Origin of the sequence: Rathayibacter festucae DSM 15932, assembly GCF_004011135.1 — a bacterium.
GTDB classification, from domain to species: Bacteria; Actinomycetota; Actinomycetes; order Actinomycetales; family Microbacteriaceae; genus Rathayibacter; species Rathayibacter festucae.
The window spans coordinates 895,470-912,975 of the sequence record NZ_CP028137.1 but is presented as its reverse complement, the minus strand read 5'-3'; the positions used below and the strand labels follow the sequence as shown (position 1 = coordinate 912,975).

Below are 17,506 nucleotides of genomic sequence, written 5' to 3'. Positions count from 1 at the left end.
TCGACGCGGGGCACTGCCTCTTCCGCGGAGCGTCCGGCCACCCGGCCGGGCGCTCCGCGCACGAAGGAGCAGACCCTCGCGTGGCTCCGGACCCTCTCGGGCGAGCTGTCCACGCAGACCATCAAGAAGCTCGAGGACACGCTGCCCTGGTACGGCAGCATGCCGCCGGGCCGCCGCTCCGCAGTGGGCATGGTCGCGCAGGCCGGCATCACCTCGTTCATCTCCTGGTTCGACGACCCCTCGGCGACGCCGTGGATCGCCGCCGACGTCTTCGGAGCGGCTCCCCGCGAGCTGCTCCGCTCCGTCTCGCTGACGCAGACCCTCCAGCTGATCAAGGTCACCGTCGAGGTCGTCGAGGAGCGGATCACCAACCGCGGCGAGGACCTGCGCGAGGCGATCCTGCTCTACTCGCGCGAGATCGCCTTCGCCGCGGCCGACGTCTACGCCCGGGCCGCCGAGGCGCGCGGCCTCTGGGACGCCCGTCTCGAGGCCCTCGTCGTCGACTCGATCCTCACCGGCGAGGCCGACGACGAGCTGCCGAGCCGCATCGCGGCCCTCGGCTGGCACGGCCACGGCGAGGTCGCGGTGCTCGTGGGCACCGCGCCCAAGATGCTCGACGTCGACCAGCTCCGCCGCACCGCCCGGCACATGAGCGCCGACGTGCTGATCGGGGTGCAGGGCAGCCGGCTGGTGCTCGTCATCGGTCGCGCCGAGCCGAGCGAGAACGCGACGGAGGAGACCGGCCCGCCGGTCGCCTTCCTCGAGATCGCGAACGCACTGGAGCCGGGCTTCGGCTCCGGTCATCTCGTGCTCGGCCACGAGGTGCCGACGCTCGTCGAGGCCTCGCGCAGCGCCCGCGCCGCCCTGGCCGGCTTCGCGGTCGCGCGCTCCTGGCGCAACGCCCCGCGGCCGGTGAACGCCGACGATCTGCTGCCCGAGCGGGCCCTGGCCGGCGATCCCCTCGCCCGGCAGAGCCTGATCACCCAGATCTACAAGCCTCTGCAGAAGCACTCGACCGAGCTGCTCACCACGCTGTGGGCGTACCTCGACAACGGCCGCTCGCTCGAGGCGACGGCCCGCGAGCTCTTCGTGCACCCCAACACCGTCCGCTACCGCCTGAAGCGCGTGGCGGAGGTGATCGGCTGGGACGCGACGGGCGCCCGCGAGGCGCTCATCCTCCAGTCGGCCCTCATCCTCGGCTCGATGAGCGACCCGGACGGAGCGGTCCGCCGCCGTCCGACGCGCAAGTGAGCCGCACCCCTCCTCGCACCCCGTTGTAGAACCGCCACAAGCTCTTTGTGGTTTGTCAGTACCTCAGAGCGCCGCACGAACCGGCGCGGATCGGAAGACTGAAAGCGTGATCGTCGTCGTCGCCCCGGGTCAGGGCTCCCAGACCCCCGGATTCCTCGAGCCGTGGCTCGCCGTCCCCTCGGTGGCCGAGCAGGTCGCCGCGCACTCGGAGGCGGTCGGCATCGACCTCGCCGCCCACGGCACCGTCTCGGACGCGGACACGATCCGCGACACCGCGGTCGCCCAGCCGCTGATCGTCTCCGCCGGGCTGGTCAGCCTGGCCGCGCTGCTCGAGGGCGGCCGCCGCGAGCGCATCGCGGGCATCGCCGGCCACTCGGTCGGCGAGATCACCGCCGCGGCAGGAGCGGGAGTCCTCTCCGAGCCCGACGCCCTCGTCTTCGTCCGCGAGCGCGCCCGCGCCATGGCCGCCGCGGCCGCCGCGACGCCCACCGCGATGAGCGCCGTCCTCGGCGGCGACGAGGAGGCGCTCCTCGCCCGCCTCGACGAGCTCGGTCTCGAGCCGGCCAACTACAACGGCGGCGGCCAGATCGTCGTCGCCGGTGCGGTCGACGCCCTGCAGGCGCTGAAGGACGAGCCCCTCCGCGGCACCCGCGTCGTTCCGCTCCAGGTCGCCGGCGCCTTCCACACCCGCTACATGGCGCCCGCCCGCGACTCCCTCGCCGACGTCGCCGCCTCGATCACCCCGGCCGACCCGACGCTGCGCCTCTGGACGAACAACGACGGCTCCGTCGTCGACAGCGGCGCCCGCTTCCTGGAGCTGCTCGTCGGCCAGGTCGCCTCCCCCGTCCGCTGGGACCTCTGCATGGCCGCCTTCGCCGAGGCGGGCGTGACCGGCCTGATCGAGCTGGCCCCCGCCGGCGCCCTCGTCGGCCTCGCCAAGCGCGGCCTCAAGGGCCTCCCGACCCTCGCGATCAAGACCCCCGACGACCTCGACGCCGCCCGCGCCTTCATCGACGAGCACGCCGCCTAGCAGGAGAGACCCATGACGACCCCTTCCCTCACCCAGTCCAGCGGCAGCCAGTACACCCGCATCCTCGGCATCGGCGCGGCCCGCGGCGACCTCGTCGTCCCCAACGACGACCTCGTCGGTCCGATCAACTCCTCCGACGAGTGGATCCGCCAGCGCACCGGCATCGTCGAGCGCCGCCGCGCCTCCTCCGAGATCCAGGCCGTCGACCTCGCGACGACCGCTTCGCTCGAGGCGATCGAGAAGGCCGGGATCCGCGCCGATCAGATCGGCCTCGTGCTGGTCTCCACGATCAGCAACACCGTGCAGACCCCGTCGCTGGCGGCGCTCCTCGCCGACCGGATCGGCGCGAACCCGGCCCCCGCCTACGACATCTCCGCCGCCTGCGCCGGCTACACCTACGGCATCGCCCAGGCCGACTCGTTCGTCCGCTCCGGCCTCGCCGAGTACGTCCTCGTCGTCGGCGCCGAGAAGCTCTCCGACATCGTGAAGTCGACCGACCGCAGCATCTCCTTCCTCCTCGGCGACGGCGCCGGCGCCGCGATCGTCGGCCCGAGCGACACCGCCGGCATCTCGAAGACCGTCTGGGGCTCCGACGGCTCCAAGTGGGACACCGTCGGGATGGACAACCCGCTCGCCGCCTACCGCGACGGCGTCGCCGAGTGGCCGACGCTGCGCCAGGACGGCCCCTCCGTCTTCCGCTGGGCGGTCTGGGAGATGGCCAAGGTCGCCAAGCAGGCGCTGGCCGAGGCGGGCGTCGCGCCCGAGGACCTCGCCGCCTTCATCCCGCACCAGGCGAACATGCGCATCATCGACGAGCTCGCGAAGCAGCTGAAGCTGCCCGAGACCGTGACCATCGGCCGCGACATCGAGACGACCGGCAACACCTCGGCCGCCTCCATCCCGCTCGCGACCCACCGCCTGCTCGAGGAGCACCCCGAGCTCAGCGGCGGACTCGCCCTGCAGATCGGCTTCGGCGCCGGACTCGTCTTCGGCGCGCAGGTCGTGGTGCTCCCGTAGGGGGCGCAGGCCCACCCCTAAACTGACCTACGGTCACACGACGAACACCCCGATCTCGACGAACACCGAGTTCGAGAACACTCTGATCGAACACCCCTCAAGGAGAGAACCATGGCACTGTCCAACGAAGAAGTCCTCGCCGGCCTGGCCGAACTGGTCAACGACGAGACCGGCATCGCGACCGATTCCGTCGAGATGGAGAAGTCGTTCACCGACGACCTCGACATCGACTCCATCTCGATGATGACCATCGTGGTCAACGCCGAGGAGAAGTTCGACGTGAAGATCCCGGACGACGAGGTCAAGAACCTCAAGACGGTCGGCGACGCGGTCACCTTCATCGTCAAGGCCTCCGCGTAACCAGCGCCCCGCGCACCCCGTCCACGCGGCGGACACCCCGGCCAGGGCTCCGAGCCCGGCCGGGGTGCGCCCGGCACCCACCCGTCACGGAACAGAGATCGTCGTCATGAGTCCCAAGAAAATCGTCGTCACCGGCATCGGAGCCAGCACGCCCCTCGGCGGCACCGCTCGCGAGTCCTGGAACGCCCTTCTCGCGGGCGAGTCCGGCGTCAGCACGATCCAGGCCGACTGGGTGACCGAGCTCGAGCTCCCCGTCACCTTCGCCGCCCAGGCCAAGGTGCGCCCCGAGGAGGTCCTCCCCCGGCCCGAGGCCAAGCGCCTCGACCCCTCCAGCCAGTTCGCCCTGATCTCCGCCCGCGAGGCCTGGGCCGACTCCGGCATCACCGACGTCGACCCGCTGCGCGTCGGCGTCGACTACTCCACCGGCATCGGCGGACTCTGGACCCTCATCGACGCGTGGGACACCCTCCGCGAGCGCGGTCCCCGCCGCGTCCTCCCGATGACCATCCCCATGCTCATGCCCAACGCCGCCGCGGCCGCGATCAGCATGTCGATCCCCTCCCGCGCCTACGCCCGCACCGACGTGTCGGCCTGCGCGTCGAGCACCGAGGCGATCGCCAATGCCTACGAGCACCTCCAGCGCGGCCTCGCCGACGTCGTCATCGCCGGCGGCACCGAGTCGGTCGTCCACCCGCTCCCCCTCGCCGCCTTCGCGTCGATGCAGGCCCTCTCGCGCCGCAACGACGATCCGGCCACCGCCTCCCGCCCCTACGACGTCTCCCGCGACGGCTTCGTCCTCGGCGAGGGCGCCGCCACTCTCGTCCTCGAGACCGAGGAGCACGCCCTCGCCCGCGGCGCCCGCATCTACGCCGAGCTCGCCGGCGGCGCCGTCACCAGCGACTCGTACCACATCACCGCCCCGGACCCCGAGGGCTCCGCCGCCGCCCGCGCCATGATCGAGGCCCTCGAGCAGGCCGGCGCCGCCCGCACCGACGTCACCCACGTCAACGCCCACGCGACCAGCACCCCCGTCGGCGACATCGCCGAGTACCGCGCCCTCGCCCGCGTGTTCGGCGACCACCTCCCGAACATCGCCGTCTCCGCCACCAAGGCCGCCACCGGTCACCTCCTCGGCGGCACCGGCGCCCTCGAGGCGATCTTCACCGTCCTCGCCCTGCACGAGCGCACCGCCCCGCCCACCATCAACCTCACCGAGCAGGACCCGCAGATCCCGCTCGACGTCGTCACCAGCCCGCGCGACCTCGGAGCAGGGCCCCTCGTCGCCCTCTCCAACTCGTTCGGGTTCGGGGGGCACAATGCTGTTGCCGCGTTCCGGTCGGTGTAACGGGGCGTAGCCCCGTCACTCCGAGCGGACGCGCCTGCGCCGCGCATCGCGCGGCGCAGGCGCGTCCGCTCCCTGCGGGGTCGCGTTCGCAGGGCCGGTGCGGGTCGGCGACGGCGATCCGCTGGAACGCGGATCGCCGGATGCGCCTCGTGCCGCGAGGGTGGTCGTTCACCGCAAGCCATCCCCCGCAGTCCTGGGAACCAGGACCGCATCGCCTTCGGCTCGCTCCGTCCGACACCTCCGCAGGGCCCGGTCATGCTGGTCGAGTAGCCCCGCAGGGGCGTATCGAGACCCACCGTCCTCAAGAGGGCGGTCTGCAGACTCCTCCTTCAGGCGGTGGTGGATCTCGATACGCCCGCTCCGCGGGCTACTCGATCACCATGACGAGCTTGCTGGTCGAGCAGCCCCGAAGGGGCGTACCGAGACCGCCGTCCCCAGCACGGCGGACCAGCAGCCGGATCCCGCCGCTCCGACGAGCCGAAGACGCGCCCACCCGTCAGAGAGTCGCGCGCACCGTATCGCCGCGCGCCACGAGGCGCATCCGGCGATTCGCGTGCCAGCGAATCGCCGTCGCCGTTCGCACCCCGCTCTGCAGAACGCGACCACCTCCCCGAGCCGACCGCGCTGCGCCGCGCAGGGAGCGGCGCAGAAACAGGCCCAGCCCGCTCAGCCGACGCTGTGCATCCAGATGACCCGCGCGAAGTCGCTGGCGGCGCGGAACGGCTCGAGCTCGTCCTCCCAGGCCTGCCCGAGGGCGAGGCGCAGCTCGCGGTGCAGCTCGATGGGGTCGGCGCCGGCGCTCTCCATGGCGGAGCGGATGCGGTCCTCGGGGACGACGGTGTTGCCGGCGCTGTCCGTCTGCGCGTAGAAGACGCCCAGCTCGGGAGTGTGCATCCAGCGGCCGCCGTCGACGCCCGGCGACGGGTCCTCGGTGACCTCGTAGCGGACGTCGGCCCAGCCGCGGAGCGCGGAGGCGATCGCCGCACCGGTGCCGACCGGTCCCTCCCAGGCGAACTCGGTGCGCTGGGCGCCGCGCTGCACCGGCTGCTCGATCCAGTCGAAGTTCACGGCACGACCGAGAGCGCGACCCGCTCCCCATTCCAGATGGGGGCAGAGCGCGCGGGGGGCGGAGTGCACGAAGAGCACACCCCGAGTCTGTTGCGTCACCACGCTGTCCTCCGTCCTGGTGCGTCTTCCCCAACGACCTGGACCACGAGCGACGTGCAGTGCCTTCTTGTGCGGTGGACGAGCCACCAGACGAGATTATGCAGGACCCTCCGCGCCACGACAAGGCGCCTCGCCGCTCCCGCCGCCGGGTCGCGCAGATCCCCTGCCTATACTCGGGAAAGTCCGCCCGAACCGCGGCGTCGCCCGGCTCCGGGCCCGCGACCCGCTCGAGAGGAGCCCCGTGTCGGTCCGCGACGGTCTGCTCGCTCTTCTCACCCTCGGTCCCGCCTACGGGCTGCAGCTGCACGCCGAGCTGCTCGATCGGGCGGCCCACCGCCGACGGGTCAACGTCGGGCAGATCTACTCCACACTCGACCGGCTGCGCGAGCGCGGCCTCGTCGCGGCGGCGGGATCGACGGAGGACGGACTCCCCCTGCACGCGCTCACCGACGAGGGCCGGGCCGAGGCGCTCGCCTGGCTGAGCGGCGAGGGCGCCTCCGCCGAGGAGGACTGGGACGACGTGCTCGATCGCATCCTCCTCGCCTCGAGCCTCTCCGACGCCGACCTCGACGCGGTCCTCGACGCCTACGCGAGCACGCTCCCCGAGGAGCAGGAGGCGCTGGACGAGCACCCGCAGCGCCGCCTCGCCGCGCGCGCCGTGCAGGTGCGCGACGACGCGCTGCACCGGCTCCTCGACGCCGCCCGGGAGGAGCTCGTCGGAGCCGTGGACGGAGCGGCCGTCCGCGGGTACGCCCTCGAGCGCCCGCGGCGCGGACGCAAGGCGGCGGCGCGGGACGACGCCGCGACCGAGGAGCCGATGAGCGCACAGAACGACCGGCACGAGACAGGCGCGGGCGCCGTCGCCTAGGGTGGGGCCTATGATCCGTTCGCCTCTCGGCCTCCGCGTGTCCACCTCCGCGCGCCGACGGCTCGTCGCAGCCGGAGCGGGCACGGTCCTCGTCCTCTGCGCCGCCCTGGCCGCACCGATGGCGGCCTCCGCCTACGACCCGGCCGACTACCCGTCCTGGTCGGACGTCGAGGCCGCGAAGTCGAGCGAGACCGCGACCGCCGCCGAGGTCGACCGCATCACCGCGATCCTCGCCGACCTGCGCGATCAGGCCGCCGCCCTCACCGACGCCGCCATCTCCCGCGCGTCCGAGGCCGACGCCGCTCAGAGCGCGCTCGACGAGGCCACCCAGCGGGTGACCGCCCTCGAGGAGCGCGCCGCCGCCGCCCGTGCCGACGCGGACGCCGCGAAGGAGCAGGCCGGCCGGCTCGCCGCCCAGCTGTACCGCAACGGCGGAACCGACGCCACGCTGAACCTCCTGGTCGGCGGCGATCAGTCCGACAAGCTGCTCTACCGTCTCGGCACCATGAGCCAGCTCACCCTGCAGACCAGCCGTCTCCAGAGCGACGCCGAGTCGACCGAGAACGCCGCCGCCTCCCTCGCCGACCAGGCGGAGCAGGCGCGCACGGAGCGGCTCTCCCTCGTCAGCGCCGCGCAGGACGCGCTCGCGACGGCGCAGGCCGCGCAGTCCGAGGCCGACGCGAAGGTCGCCGACCAGGAGCAGTACAGCGCCGGGCTCTACGAGCAGCTCGCCTCGCTCAAGAACACCACGGCCGCGCTCGAGGAGGAGTTCGCCACCGGTCAGGAGGCGAAGGCCGCGTTCGAGGAGCAGGAGCGCCTCTCCCGCCTCGCCGCCGAGGCGGAGGCCCGGCGTCAGCAGGCCGCGAAGGCGCCATCCGCACCCTCCGCCCCCGCACCGGCTGCGCCCGCGGCCCCGTCGACAGGCGGAGGCGGCGGCCCGGTCGAGCTCGGCAACGACGACGCATCCGGCAAGGACAGCAGCGCGAAGACCATCGCCGCGCTCGGCACCTACGCCGGCCGGACCGACGGCATGTCGCCGGCGCAGGCGCAGAACTACGCGCGCTCCGTCATGGGTGTGCACGGCTGGGGCCAGGACCAGGCCGACAGCTGCCTCATCCCGCTCTGGAACGGCGAGTCGGGCTGGCGCTGGAACGCGCTGAACCGCTCCTCGGGCGCCTACGGCATCCCGCAGGCGCTGCCGGCGAGCAAGATGGCGACCTACGGCGCGGACTACCAGACCAACGCCGCGACCCAGATCGACTGGGGTCTGGCCTACATCTCCGACCGCTACGGCTCGCCGTGCGCGGCCTGGTCGGCCTGGAACAACCGCTCGCCGCACTGGTACTGAACCACCGCACCGCAGCCTCGATCGGGCAGTCGCCTCACTTCGCCTCGTCGTAGGCGTCGACGATCGCGACGGTGACCGGGAAGTCGATGTCCTGATCGCCGAACAGCGCCCGCCCCGCGCGCACCGCGGCCTCGCGCACGACCGCGGCGACCCGCTCCGCCTCCTCCGCGGGCGCGTGCACGATCACCTCGTCGTGCAGGAAGTACACGAGGTGCGCGAGCGCGCCCTCCGCGCGCAGCCGGGCTCGGAGCTCGCCCATCCAGCAGAGCGCCCACTCGGCAGCCGTGCCCTGCACGACGAAGTTGCGGGTGAAGCGCCCCCAGTCGCGGGCGCGCTGACCACCGGCGTCGACGTCGCCGGGCGGTGAGCTGCGCCCGAGCCGCGTCGACACCCGCTCGCCCCGCTCGCCGGCGCGGGCGGCCGCCTCGACGTGCGCGACGGAGAGCGGGTACGCGCGCGTGAGTCGCGGGAGCAGCCGCCCGGCCTCGCCGCTGGTCGCCCCGTACATCGCGCCGAGCATCGCCACCTTGGCCCGCGGTCGGTCCGGGACGACTCCCGCGTCGACGATGCCCTGGTAGAGGTCCTTGCCCCGACCCGCGGCGGCCATCACGGAGTCGCCCGCCAGCGCGGCGAGGATGCGCGGCTCCAGCTGTGCCGCATCGGCGACCACCAGCTTCCAGCCCGCGTCGGCGGTCACTGCGGCGCGGATCTGCCGCGGCAGCTGCAGCGCTCCCCCGCCCGACGTCGCCCAGCGGCCGGTGACGACGCCGCCGACGACGTACTCGGGCCGGAAGCGCCCGTCGTGCACCCAGGCGTCGAGCCAGGCCCAGCCGTTGGCGGTCAGCAGGCGCGAGAGCTTCTTGTACTCCAGCAGCGGCGGGATCACCGGATGCTCGATCGAGGTCAGCTCCCAGGAGCGGGTCGACTCGACCGCGAGTCCGGCGCGGCGGAGCGCGCGCAGGAGGTCCGCCGGCGAGTCGGGGTTCAGCTCGGGCGCGTCCAGCTCGCGGCGGATGTCGTCGGCCAGGGCCTCGAGGCGGGCCGGCCGACCGCCGAAGCGCGGACGCGGGCCGAGCAGGTCGGTGAGGACGCGGTCGTGGACGTCGGCGCGCCACGGCAGCCCGGCCGCGGCGATCTCGCGGGCGATCAGCGCGCCGACCGACTCCGCGGCGAGCAGGAGCCGCAGGCGCCCGCCCTGCGCGGCCGCCGCCAGCGCCTCCTCCTGCCGGGCGAGCTCGACCAGCGGGTCCAGCTCGTCCGTCTCCGCGGGCGCCTCCTCGAAGCCGAGCAGCGTGTCGCCGGCGACCGGGGCGGCGGCCCCGGCGTCCCAGGCGTCGGGAGCCGAGCGGGCGAGCGGCGAGCGCGCCGTCTGCTCCGAACGGCGGAGGATCGCCCGGGCGAGGCGGAGATCGTGGCAGCGCGCGATGTGCACGCCCTCGGCCAGGAGCGCCGGGTACCAGCGGGCGGTGTCGTCCCAGACCCAGCGCGGACGCTCCGCCTCCCGCTTCCGGACGAAGGCGGCCAGCTCGACCGGACCGCGCCCGCCGCCCACCTCGGCCCCCGAGCCGTCCGCGACGACAGCCCGCCACTCCCCCGTGGGGCCACCGGTGAGCGCGAGGAGCATCCGGCCATTCTCCACCGCGGCGGCGCGAGCTCGGACGACGGCCTCGGCCGCCGGACTCACGGCGCGGGCGCCCCGGCCGGCCTCGACGCCGGGTAGCCCGGGAACGGCTTCTCCTGCGCGGTCAGCGGCTGATGTGCCCACAGCGTGGCCGCGATGGTCTCCATCGACCGCGAGTAGCCCACCAGCGTCCGCTTGCCCGGCTCCGCGGCCCAGGTGACCGCCCGGAACCAGCTCTCGCGGTAGGGCCCCGTCTCGATTCTGCGGATCAGCCCGATCCGCCCGGTCCGCATCGCGTCCACCATGACCCACTCGTCGGGCCCGCTGCTGCGCAGCATCTGGAGGGGACTCCACTCGATCATCTCGCCTCCTGCCCGGTCGATCCGCTGCCGTGGCGAGCACGGGCGCCGCGGCGTACACTCGCAGACTATCGAACACATGTTCGAACGGCCAGTCGAGTCCGGCGGGTCGAGAGGAGCAGGCGGGAGCACCCACGATGGCGGTGATCGACGAGACGGCGATGGTCGCGACCGACGGCGACGGAGTGCCCGTCGCGCTCGAATGGCGCGGCGCCAGCTATCGGGTGAGCGACCGGCCGACGGTCTGGACGCGCACCAGCGACTGGTGGGCGCCGCTCGACGGCTTCCCGCCGACGTTCGGCGGCGTGCCGGTCAGCATCGGCGGCTGGCGCTTCCAGGCGACCGATCTCGAGACGGGCGGAGCGTTCGTGCTCGACGTCGTCGCCTCGACGGATCCGTGCTGGAGCGTGGTGCGGTGCTACGAGTGAGGGCGGGCGGGTGCGACCCCGGACCCCTCTCCTTGCTGTCGGACCGCTACTTGCTGTCGGACCAGGGCGCCTTCGTCATGGCGACCAGAGCCGCGACTCCGGAGACGAGGCCGACACCGGCGATGGCGGCTACGACGAGCCAGAGCACGAGTTCCATAGGGCCAGTCTACCGAGTGCGTCGAGCCCCCGTTCCATCGCCCGGCTCTGCAATAGCGTGAGCGGAATGACCGACTCCCCCACGCGCGCGAGCGTCGGACTGCGCTCCGAGCGCGGTCCGATCCTCCTGGCGCTGATGATCTCGACCGCACTGGTCGCCCTCGACGCGACCATCCTCTCGACCGCGGTGCCCTCGATCGTCGCGGACCTCGGCGGCTTCGAGCAGTTCCCCTGGCTGTTCTCCATCTATCTCCTCGCCCAGGCGGTCTCCGTCCCCCTCTACGGCAAGCTCTCCGACGTGATCGGGCGGAAGCCCATCATGCTGATCGGGATCGGCCTCTTCCTCGTCGGCTCGCTGCTCTGCGGCCTGGCCTGGAGCATGCCCGCGCTTATCGCCTTCCGCGCCCTGCAGGGCCTCGGCGCCGGGGCCATCCAGCCGATGGGCATCACCATCGCCGGCGACATCTACACGGTCGCCGAGCGGGCGAAGACCCAGGGCTACCTCGCCAGCGTCTGGGGCATCTCCTCGGTCGTCGGCCCCACTCTCGGCGGCGTGCTCTCGGACCTGGGCGCCTGGCGCTGGATCTTCCTGGTCAACATCCCGCTCTGCCTGCTCGCGGCCTTCCTGCTGATCCGCAGCTTCCGCGAGACCACCCGCGGCGAGCGCACTCCGCTCGACCTCGCCGGCGCGTCGGTGCTCGCCCTCGGCACGGCGCTGCTGATCCTCGGCCTGCTCGAGGGCGGCAACGCCTGGCCCTGGCTCTCGCCCGCGGGCGTCGGCGTCTTCGTCGTCGCGGCGCTCGCCTTCGCCGGCTTCGTCGCCATCGAGCGCCGGGCGGTCGCCCCGGTGCTGCCGCTCTGGGTGCTCACGCGGCGGGTGCTGCTCTCGACGAGTCTCGTCTCGGTGACGGTCGGCGCGATCACGCTCGGCGTCACCTCCTACTTCCCGACCTTCGCGCAGGGCGTCCTCGGCAGCTCCGCCCTCGGCGCCGGCTTCGCGGTCGCCGCGATGACGATCGGCTGGCCGGTCGCGGCGAGCCTCTCCGGCAGGCTCTACCTGCGGATCGGCTTCCGCCGCACGGCCTTCCTCGGCGCGGCGCTGGTCACCGTCGGCACCGGGCTGACGATCCTCCTCGGCGCCTCGTCGAGCCTGTGGGAGATCGCGGGCTTCTGCGTGCTGATCGGCGCCGGGATGGGCCTGGTCGCCACGCCGACCCTCATCCGCGCGCAGGCGAGCGTCGAGTGGAACGAGCGCGGCGTCGTGTCCTCGACGAACTTCTTCGCCCGGAACATCGGCAGCGCGATCGCCGTCGCGGTGTTCGGCGCGATCGTCAACGCCCAGGCCGGTGGCGGCGATCCGACGCCCGAGGGCCTCGCGAACGGCACCCGCTTCGTCTGCATCGCGCTGACGGTGCTCGCCGTCGGCATGCTCTTCGCCGTCCGCGCGATGCCGAAGGACGACCCGCGACCGGCCGAGGCTCCGGCCGCGACCCCCGCGGAGTCCTAGCGCGGAGCGCGGCGGGCGGCGGAGAGGGCTCTCAGCCGCTCGACGTGCCGGCGCCGCGTGCGGTGGATCCAGCGCTGCACCGGGTCGCCGAGCCCGGGGTGCCGGCGCAGCGTGTGCAGGGCGCGGTCGAGGCGCCGCACCATGTCGGCCGCGGCGCCGAACGGTCGCGCCGAGATGCCGACCTCCAGGTGGCGGTCGTAGACGATCCGGTGGCGCAGCCCCAGATGCACGCTGATCTCGACGTCGTCGTGCACGTAGGGATCGTCGCGGTGCATCTCCCCCGCGATCTCCTGCCAGGCCGAGCGGCGGACGGCGCAGTTCGAGCCGAAGAGCGGCCAGTTGGCCAGCGCGGAGCCCATCAGCACGAAGTACGCGTCCATGTAGACGATCCGGGCGAGGGTCCGCGCGACCGGGCCGAGCTCGACGAACCGGCCGGGGCCGGTCACCGCGCCGACGTCCGGGTCGGCGAAGTGCGCGGCGATCCGCGCGAGCCAGTGCCGGTCGGGCTGCGAGTCGGCGTCCAGCCGGGCGAGCACGTCGCCCTCCGCCTCGTCGAAGCCGTGCGCCGTGCTGGCCGGGATGCCGGTCCCGCCGTGCACGATCACCCGGGCGCCCGCCGCGCGGGCGATGTCCGCGCTGTCGTCGGTGCTGCCGTCGTCGACGACGACGATCTCGAAGGGGGCGAGGGTCTGCTCGGCCAGGAGGGCGAGCAGCCGCTCGAGGTGCCGGGCGTCGTCCTTGACGGGGACGACGACGGAGATGCGTCGGGAGTCCATCAGGACAGTCAACTCGATCCGGGCCCCCGCCCGGACATCCGCCACGCCCGCGACCGCGGCGGTCGGCGTGTCAAGCGTCTGCCGGCCGGGCGACGCCGGTGCTGGGATCGGGATCGAGGAGGCGCGCCGCGCCTCGGAACAGGAGACGTCATGACCCAGGGACCCCGCGACTTCCGCCCCACCCGCGCCGTCGTCACGGCCTCGGACTCCGGCATCGGCCGAGCCGCCGCCGTCGCCCTCGCGGAGGCCGGCATGGACGTCGGCATCACCTGGCACAGCGACGAGCAGGGCGCCCTTGAGACCGCGGACGAGGTGCGCTCGCACGGCCGCCGCGCCGAGGTCGCCCGCCTCGACGCGACCGAGCTCGACCGGGTCGGCGACGTGGTCGAGGACCTGGCTCGCCGCCTCGGCGGACTCGACGTCTTCGTCAACAACGCGGGCGGGGGCGGCGGCGAGCCCTTCCTCGAGCAGAGCCTGACGAGCTGGCGCGAGGTCATCGCGCTGAACCTCGACGGAGCGTTCGTCGGCCTCCAGCGCGCCGCCCGCATCATGGTCGAGCAGGGCACCGGCGGCCGCCTCATCGGCGTCACCAGCGTGCACGAGCACCAGCCCCGCGTCGGCGCGAGCGCCTACGTCGCCGCCAAGCACGGACTCGGCGGACTGCTGAAGGTCGCCGCCCTCGAGCTCGGCCGCTACGGCATCACCGCCAATGCGGTGGCACCGGGTGAGATCGCGACCCCGATGAACGACGCGGAGGACGTGGATCCGCACGGCATCGACCGCCCGGGCATCCCGCTCGGCCGCCCCGGCGACGCGCGCGAGATCGCGGCCGTGATCGCCCTCCTCGCCTCACCCGCGGGCGCCTACATCACCGGAGCGTCCTACGCCGTCGACGGCGGCATGCTGCAGATGGGGCCGCAGGCCGGCTCGCACCTGCTGCAGGACGACTGGCGGGACGCCTGACCGGCCGACCATCGCGCCCGCCCGACCGGTACTCTCGAAGAGGTGCTCCGGCGGGCGGGGCGCTCGAACCGAGGGTGCAGGTGACGCGCGTGTGGTTCCGCCGTCGACGCAGGTTCAAGATGGAGCCGTACGACCCGGACGAGAACCCGTCGCGCGAGCCCGTCTCGGTCGAGGAGGCCGCGGAGGAGGGTCTGCTGCTCGCCCAGTACGCGAGCCGGATGGCCGTGAAGAACCGCGTGCTGATGGACGGCCTGGCCGAGGGCGTCCCCTTCGACGTCCGGCACTACTCCGTCATCGCCGCCGCCGAGCTGGAGAAGCTCGCCGACGAGTCGGAGGCGGCGGCCGAGCGCCTGCGCGCCATCGCCGCGGACGCGACCCTGGTCGGCGGCCGCTCCGACCACGTGCACGACTACCGCTCCGCCGACATCGACAACCTCGACCACCGCGAGCGGCTCTCGCTCGCGGTCGCCGACTCCCTGCGCCACCGCGCGCGGGACGAGCAGTACCTGGCCTCGCTCGTCGACGACGCTCGGCAGGACGCCTGGCGGGAGCTGTCGCAGTCGATCGAGGAGACCCTCGACCGCGCGCCGCTGATCGACGCGGACGACGAGGAGTACCAGCGAGACCGCTCGGTGCGGATGGCACTCGTCGTCGTCGACGACCTGGCGAAGCTCGCGGCCGAGCGCGGAGTCGCGCTCGAGGAGTGAGGCGGGCTCTCGCGGTCGGCGCGAGTCACCGGATCAGCGGATGACGCCGGTCAGCACGAGGGGACGATCAGGCCCAGCCGGCCCGGAACGACTCGGTCGCCTCGGAGGAGCGCTCGCGCACGGACTCGAGCAGCTCCACCATCGAGGTGCTGCGCAGGAATGCGAGCCGGTCGAGCTCGGTCACCGGAGCGACTCCAGCGAGCTGCCAGGCGTGCGCGGCCGGGTCCTCGGCCAGCTCGACGACGGCGCCGTAGCGCTGCTCGACGAACTCGCTCGCAACCGCCAGCGCCGTCCGCACCGCGGACTCGGCGGAGCGCAGCAGCTCCTCGTGCTCGGGCGCCCACTCCAGCGGCGCGACGGGACGCACCTCGGCCTTCGGGTACGGATCGTCGTCGTACCAGCGGACGACCTCGAAGCGGTTCTCGCCGACGCTGTCGATGGTGACGAACGACTCGGCGCCGTCGATGTTCAGGATGCGCGCGACCGTGCCGATCGGGAAGCGCTGGTCGCCGCCGCCGACCTCCTGCCCGCGCTCGATGAGCACGACGCCGAACGAGAGCGTGTCGTCCTCGAGCACGTCGCCGAGCATCCGCAGATACCGCGGCTCGAACAGCCGGAGCGGGAGCGGCATGTGCGGCAGCAGCACGGAGCCGAGCGGGAACATCGGGAGGTCAGGCACGAGAACAGCGAACCACGTCGTGCGGAGAGCGGCCACTACGGGCTTCCGGGCGGCGGACGTGCTAGCGCCGACGCGGTCGACGCCGGCGGAACACCATCCGTTAACCAACGGGGAGGAAGATCCGCCCGTGACCGCTGAAGTGAACCTCGACCAGATCGTCTCCGAAGTGTCCGCGCGCCTGCGCACCCGCTTCCCCGACCGCTCCGCCGCCGAGGTGGAGTCGGCCGTCCAGAAGGAGCTCGACTCCCTCGCCGACCGCCCGGTCCAGGACTACCTGTCCGTCCTCACCGAGCGCGCCGCGAAGTCCCGCCTCAAGAAGTCCCGCCCGGACGCCTGACCGGCCGCCACTCCGCCCGCTCCGCAGAAGTCGTCGTACGCGACGCCCGAGTACGACAACTTTCGCGCACGCGCGACGGGGACCGACGGCGAGGTCGCGTCGAGTGCGCAGAAGTCGTCGTACTCAGCGCGCGAGTACGACAACTTCTGCGGAGTCGGGGCGCGGACCGGCGGCGCCACCGCGTCGGGACGGAAGTAGGGCGTACGGGACTTGAACCCGTGACCGACGGATTATGAGTCCGCTGCTCTGACCGGCTGAGCTAACGCCCCGCGGCGCCCGAGGCGAGCGGGGCGGGCCGTCAGGAGGCGGCTCGGCCTGCCGGAGCGGACGCTGCGTCGGCGGCCGGATCGGCCACCGGCTCCCCACGATACAGGCTCTCGAAAGTGCTGATCGTGCGGTTGATGTCGTGTGCGGCGACGATGCGGAGCGAGCTGCGCTTGAGGGCCTCGAGGCGCTCGGGGTCGGCCGTCAGGACGTCGGTGAGGCCGTCGGCGAGGGCCTGCGCGCTGCCGGGCTCGAAGAGGTGGCCGTTCTCGCCCTCGTGGACGAGGTGCGGGAGGGCCATCGCGTCGGCGGCGACCACGGGCAGGGCCGACGCCATCGCCTCCATGGTGGCGATGCTCTGCAGCTCGGCGATGGAGGGCATCGCGAAGACGGTCGCCCGGCTGTACGCCTGCTTCAGCTCGGCGTCGGAGACGTAGCCGGTGAAGTGGACGCGGTCGGCGATGCCGAGGGTGGTGGCGAGCTGCTGGAGGTTGCGCATCTGGTCGCCGCCGCCGACGATCTCGAGCTGCGCGTCCAGCGACGGGTCGAGCAGAGAGACCGCGCGGAGCAGGACGTCGATGTGCTTCTCGCCGGTGACGCGCCCCACGAAGAGGATCCGGTTGGCGGTGCGCGGGGTGAAGTCTGGCGTGTAGTTGTCGGCGTCGATGCCGCAGGAGATGGCGTGCACGCCCTGCAGCCCCGTGTACTTCTCGAGGAACTGCGCGGCCTTGCGGGTCGGCGTCGTGACGGCCTCCGCGCGGCCGAAGGTGCGGCGGGCGGCCCGCCAGGCCATCGCCACGGCCTTCGCCTGGGCGGCCTTGGGCAGGAGCGTGAACTCGAGCATGTTCTCGGGCATGAAGTGATTGGTGCCGATGATGCGGATGCCGCGCTTGGCCGCCTCCTGGCCGAGGCCGCGGCCGACGATGACGTGGGACTGGAAGTGCACGACGTCGGGCTTCACCTCGTCGAGGATCCGCGCGCTGTTCTGGCGGATGCGCCACGGCATCGCGAAGCGCAGCCAGTCGTGCGGGGGCCACCGGAGGCTGAAGAGGCGGTGCACGATGATCCGCTGACCCTCGTGGTCCTCGACGCGGGTGCCGCTCCAGCCGTCGGCGGACGGGGCGACGACGTGCACCTCGTGGCCGCGCGCCTGCAGGCCGGCGGCGAGGCGCTCGGCGAACTTGGCGGCTCCGTTGACGTCCGGCGCGAAGGTGTCGCAGCCGATCACGACGGTCAGCGGGCGGCGGGCGGCGTCCGCCGGAGCGGAGTCGCCGGTCGACGACTCGGGGCGTGACGCGTCGCGGGGATCTGACACGGAGTGGG

18 protein-coding genes and 1 tRNA gene are annotated in these 17,506 nt (G+C 73.2%); 12 read left to right on the top strand and 7 right to left on the bottom strand.

Annotation, left to right across the window (positions count from 1 at the left end; all coding sequences use genetic code 11):
• Nucleotides 1-105: 105 nt before the first annotated feature.
• The 5 genes from C1I64_RS04260 (at nucleotide 106) to C1I64_RS04240 (ending at nucleotide 5,003) form a co-directional block, all read left to right on the top strand.
• The gene (locus tag C1I64_RS04260) at nucleotides 106-1,251 is read left to right on the top strand and encodes a PucR family transcriptional regulator (protein ID WP_243587289.1); all 1,146 of its coding nucleotides are present in this window, start codon (nucleotides 106-108) and stop codon (nucleotides 1,249-1,251) included.
• 106 nt (nucleotides 1,252-1,357) lie between these two features.
• The gene (locus tag C1I64_RS04255) at nucleotides 1,358-2,281 is read left to right on the top strand and encodes an ACP S-malonyltransferase (RefSeq protein WP_127886305.1); all 924 of its coding nucleotides are present in this window, start codon (nucleotides 1,358-1,360) and stop codon (nucleotides 2,279-2,281) included.
• A 12-nt stretch (nucleotides 2,282-2,293) separates the two neighbouring features.
• A complete protein-coding gene (locus tag C1I64_RS04250; protein WP_123445661.1) occupies nucleotides 2,294-3,298 on the top strand; it encodes a beta-ketoacyl-ACP synthase III in 1,005 nt (334 codons plus the stop codon).
• A 111-nt stretch (nucleotides 3,299-3,409) separates the two neighbouring features.
• Nucleotides 3,410-3,658, top strand: a complete 249-nt coding sequence (locus tag C1I64_RS04245) for an acyl carrier protein (protein ID WP_123445660.1) — start codon at nucleotides 3,410-3,412, stop codon at nucleotides 3,656-3,658.
• 106 nt (nucleotides 3,659-3,764) lie between these two features.
• Nucleotides 3,765-5,003 carry a beta-ketoacyl-[acyl-carrier-protein] synthase family protein gene (locus C1I64_RS04240; protein WP_123732131.1) on the top strand — a complete coding sequence of 413 codons (1,239 nt, stop codon included), beginning with the start codon at nucleotides 3,765-3,767 and terminating at the stop codon, nucleotides 5,001-5,003.
• Nucleotides 5,004-5,669: 666 nt separating this feature from the next.
• On the opposite strand, the gene C1I64_RS04235 is transcribed toward C1I64_RS04240, so the two are convergent.
• Entirely contained in the window at nucleotides 5,670-6,149 is a 480-nt protein-coding gene (locus C1I64_RS04235) for a DUF3145 domain-containing protein (protein ID WP_127886304.1), read from the bottom strand.
• Between the two features lie 262 nt (nucleotides 6,150-6,411).
• Between C1I64_RS04235 and C1I64_RS19960 the strand changes: the two genes are divergently transcribed.
• Both C1I64_RS19960 and C1I64_RS04225 read left to right on the top strand, forming a co-directional pair.
• Nucleotides 6,412-7,038, top strand: coding sequence for a PadR family transcriptional regulator (locus C1I64_RS19960; protein WP_159423057.1), 627 nt, complete (start codon nucleotides 6,412-6,414; stop codon nucleotides 7,036-7,038).
• A gap of 10 nt (nucleotides 7,039-7,048) precedes the next feature.
• On the top strand, nucleotides 7,049-8,386 hold the full coding sequence (locus tag C1I64_RS04225) for a coiled-coil domain-containing protein (RefSeq protein ID WP_127886302.1): 1,338 nt from the start codon (nucleotides 7,049-7,051) through the stop codon (nucleotides 8,384-8,386).
• 34 nt (nucleotides 8,387-8,420) lie between these two features.
• Here C1I64_RS04225 and C1I64_RS04220 read toward each other — a convergent pair whose 3' ends face one another.
• Nucleotides 8,421-10,010: a bifunctional 3'-5' exonuclease/DNA polymerase gene (locus C1I64_RS04220; protein ID WP_127886301.1), complete on the bottom strand. Its 1,590-nt coding sequence runs from the start codon at nucleotides 10,008-10,010 to the stop codon at nucleotides 8,421-8,423.
• 56 nt (nucleotides 10,011-10,066) lie between these two features.
• Nucleotides 10,067-10,369 (bottom strand): hypothetical protein, encoded by a 303-nt coding sequence (locus tag C1I64_RS04215; protein ID WP_123445655.1) that lies wholly within the window; start codon nucleotides 10,367-10,369, stop codon nucleotides 10,067-10,069.
• 134 nt (nucleotides 10,370-10,503) lie between these two features.
• Between C1I64_RS04215 and C1I64_RS04210 the strand changes: the two genes are divergently transcribed.
• Both C1I64_RS04210 and C1I64_RS04205 read left to right on the top strand, forming a co-directional pair.
• On the top strand, nucleotides 10,504-10,794 hold the full coding sequence (locus C1I64_RS04210) for a hypothetical protein (RefSeq protein ID WP_123445654.1): 291 nt from the start codon (nucleotides 10,504-10,506) through the stop codon (nucleotides 10,792-10,794).
• A 223-nt stretch (nucleotides 10,795-11,017) separates the two neighbouring features.
• Nucleotides 11,018-12,457, top strand: a complete 1,440-nt coding sequence (locus tag C1I64_RS04205) for an MDR family MFS transporter (protein WP_127886300.1) — start codon at nucleotides 11,018-11,020, stop codon at nucleotides 12,455-12,457.
• Here C1I64_RS04205 and C1I64_RS04200 read toward each other — a convergent pair.
• On the bottom strand, nucleotides 12,454-13,233 hold the full coding sequence (locus C1I64_RS04200; RefSeq protein WP_127886299.1) for a glycosyltransferase family 2 protein: 780 nt from the start codon (nucleotides 13,231-13,233) through the stop codon (nucleotides 12,454-12,456). The two genes, C1I64_RS04205 and C1I64_RS04200, sit on opposite strands and share 4 nt — an antisense overlap.
• Nucleotides 13,234-13,383: 150 nt before the next feature.
• On the opposite strand from C1I64_RS04200, the gene C1I64_RS04195 reads away from it, so the two are divergent.
• Nucleotides 13,384-14,196 carry an SDR family oxidoreductase gene (locus tag C1I64_RS04195; protein WP_127886298.1) on the top strand — a complete coding sequence of 271 codons (813 nt, stop codon included), beginning with the start codon at nucleotides 13,384-13,386 and terminating at the stop codon, nucleotides 14,194-14,196.
• Nucleotides 14,197-14,315: 119 nt separating this feature from the next.
• Entirely contained in the window at nucleotides 14,316-14,903 is a 588-nt protein-coding gene (locus tag C1I64_RS04190; RefSeq protein WP_123445650.1) for a hypothetical protein, read from the top strand.
• A 67-nt stretch (nucleotides 14,904-14,970) separates the two neighbouring features.
• On the opposite strand, the gene C1I64_RS04185 is transcribed toward C1I64_RS04190, so the two are convergent.
• On the bottom strand, nucleotides 14,971-15,582 hold the full coding sequence (locus C1I64_RS04185; RefSeq protein WP_243732802.1) for an LON peptidase substrate-binding domain-containing protein: 612 nt from the start codon (nucleotides 15,580-15,582) through the stop codon (nucleotides 14,971-14,973).
• Nucleotides 15,583-15,709: 127 nt separating this feature from the next.
• Between C1I64_RS04185 and C1I64_RS04180 the strand changes: the two genes are divergently transcribed.
• Nucleotides 15,710-15,919: a three-helix bundle dimerization domain-containing protein gene (locus C1I64_RS04180; protein WP_127886297.1), complete on the top strand. Its 210-nt coding sequence runs from the start codon at nucleotides 15,710-15,712 to the stop codon at nucleotides 15,917-15,919.
• 195 nt (nucleotides 15,920-16,114) lie between these two features.
• Here C1I64_RS04180 and C1I64_RS04175 read toward each other — a convergent pair.
• Nucleotides 16,115-16,188 (bottom strand) — tRNA-Ile (locus tag C1I64_RS04175).
• A gap of 29 nt (nucleotides 16,189-16,217) precedes the next feature.
• The gene (locus C1I64_RS04170) at nucleotides 16,218-17,498 is read right to left on the bottom strand and encodes a glycosyltransferase (RefSeq protein WP_374206629.1); all 1,281 of its coding nucleotides are present in this window, start codon (nucleotides 17,496-17,498) and stop codon (nucleotides 16,218-16,220) included.
• Nucleotides 17,499-17,506 lie beyond the last annotated feature (8 nt).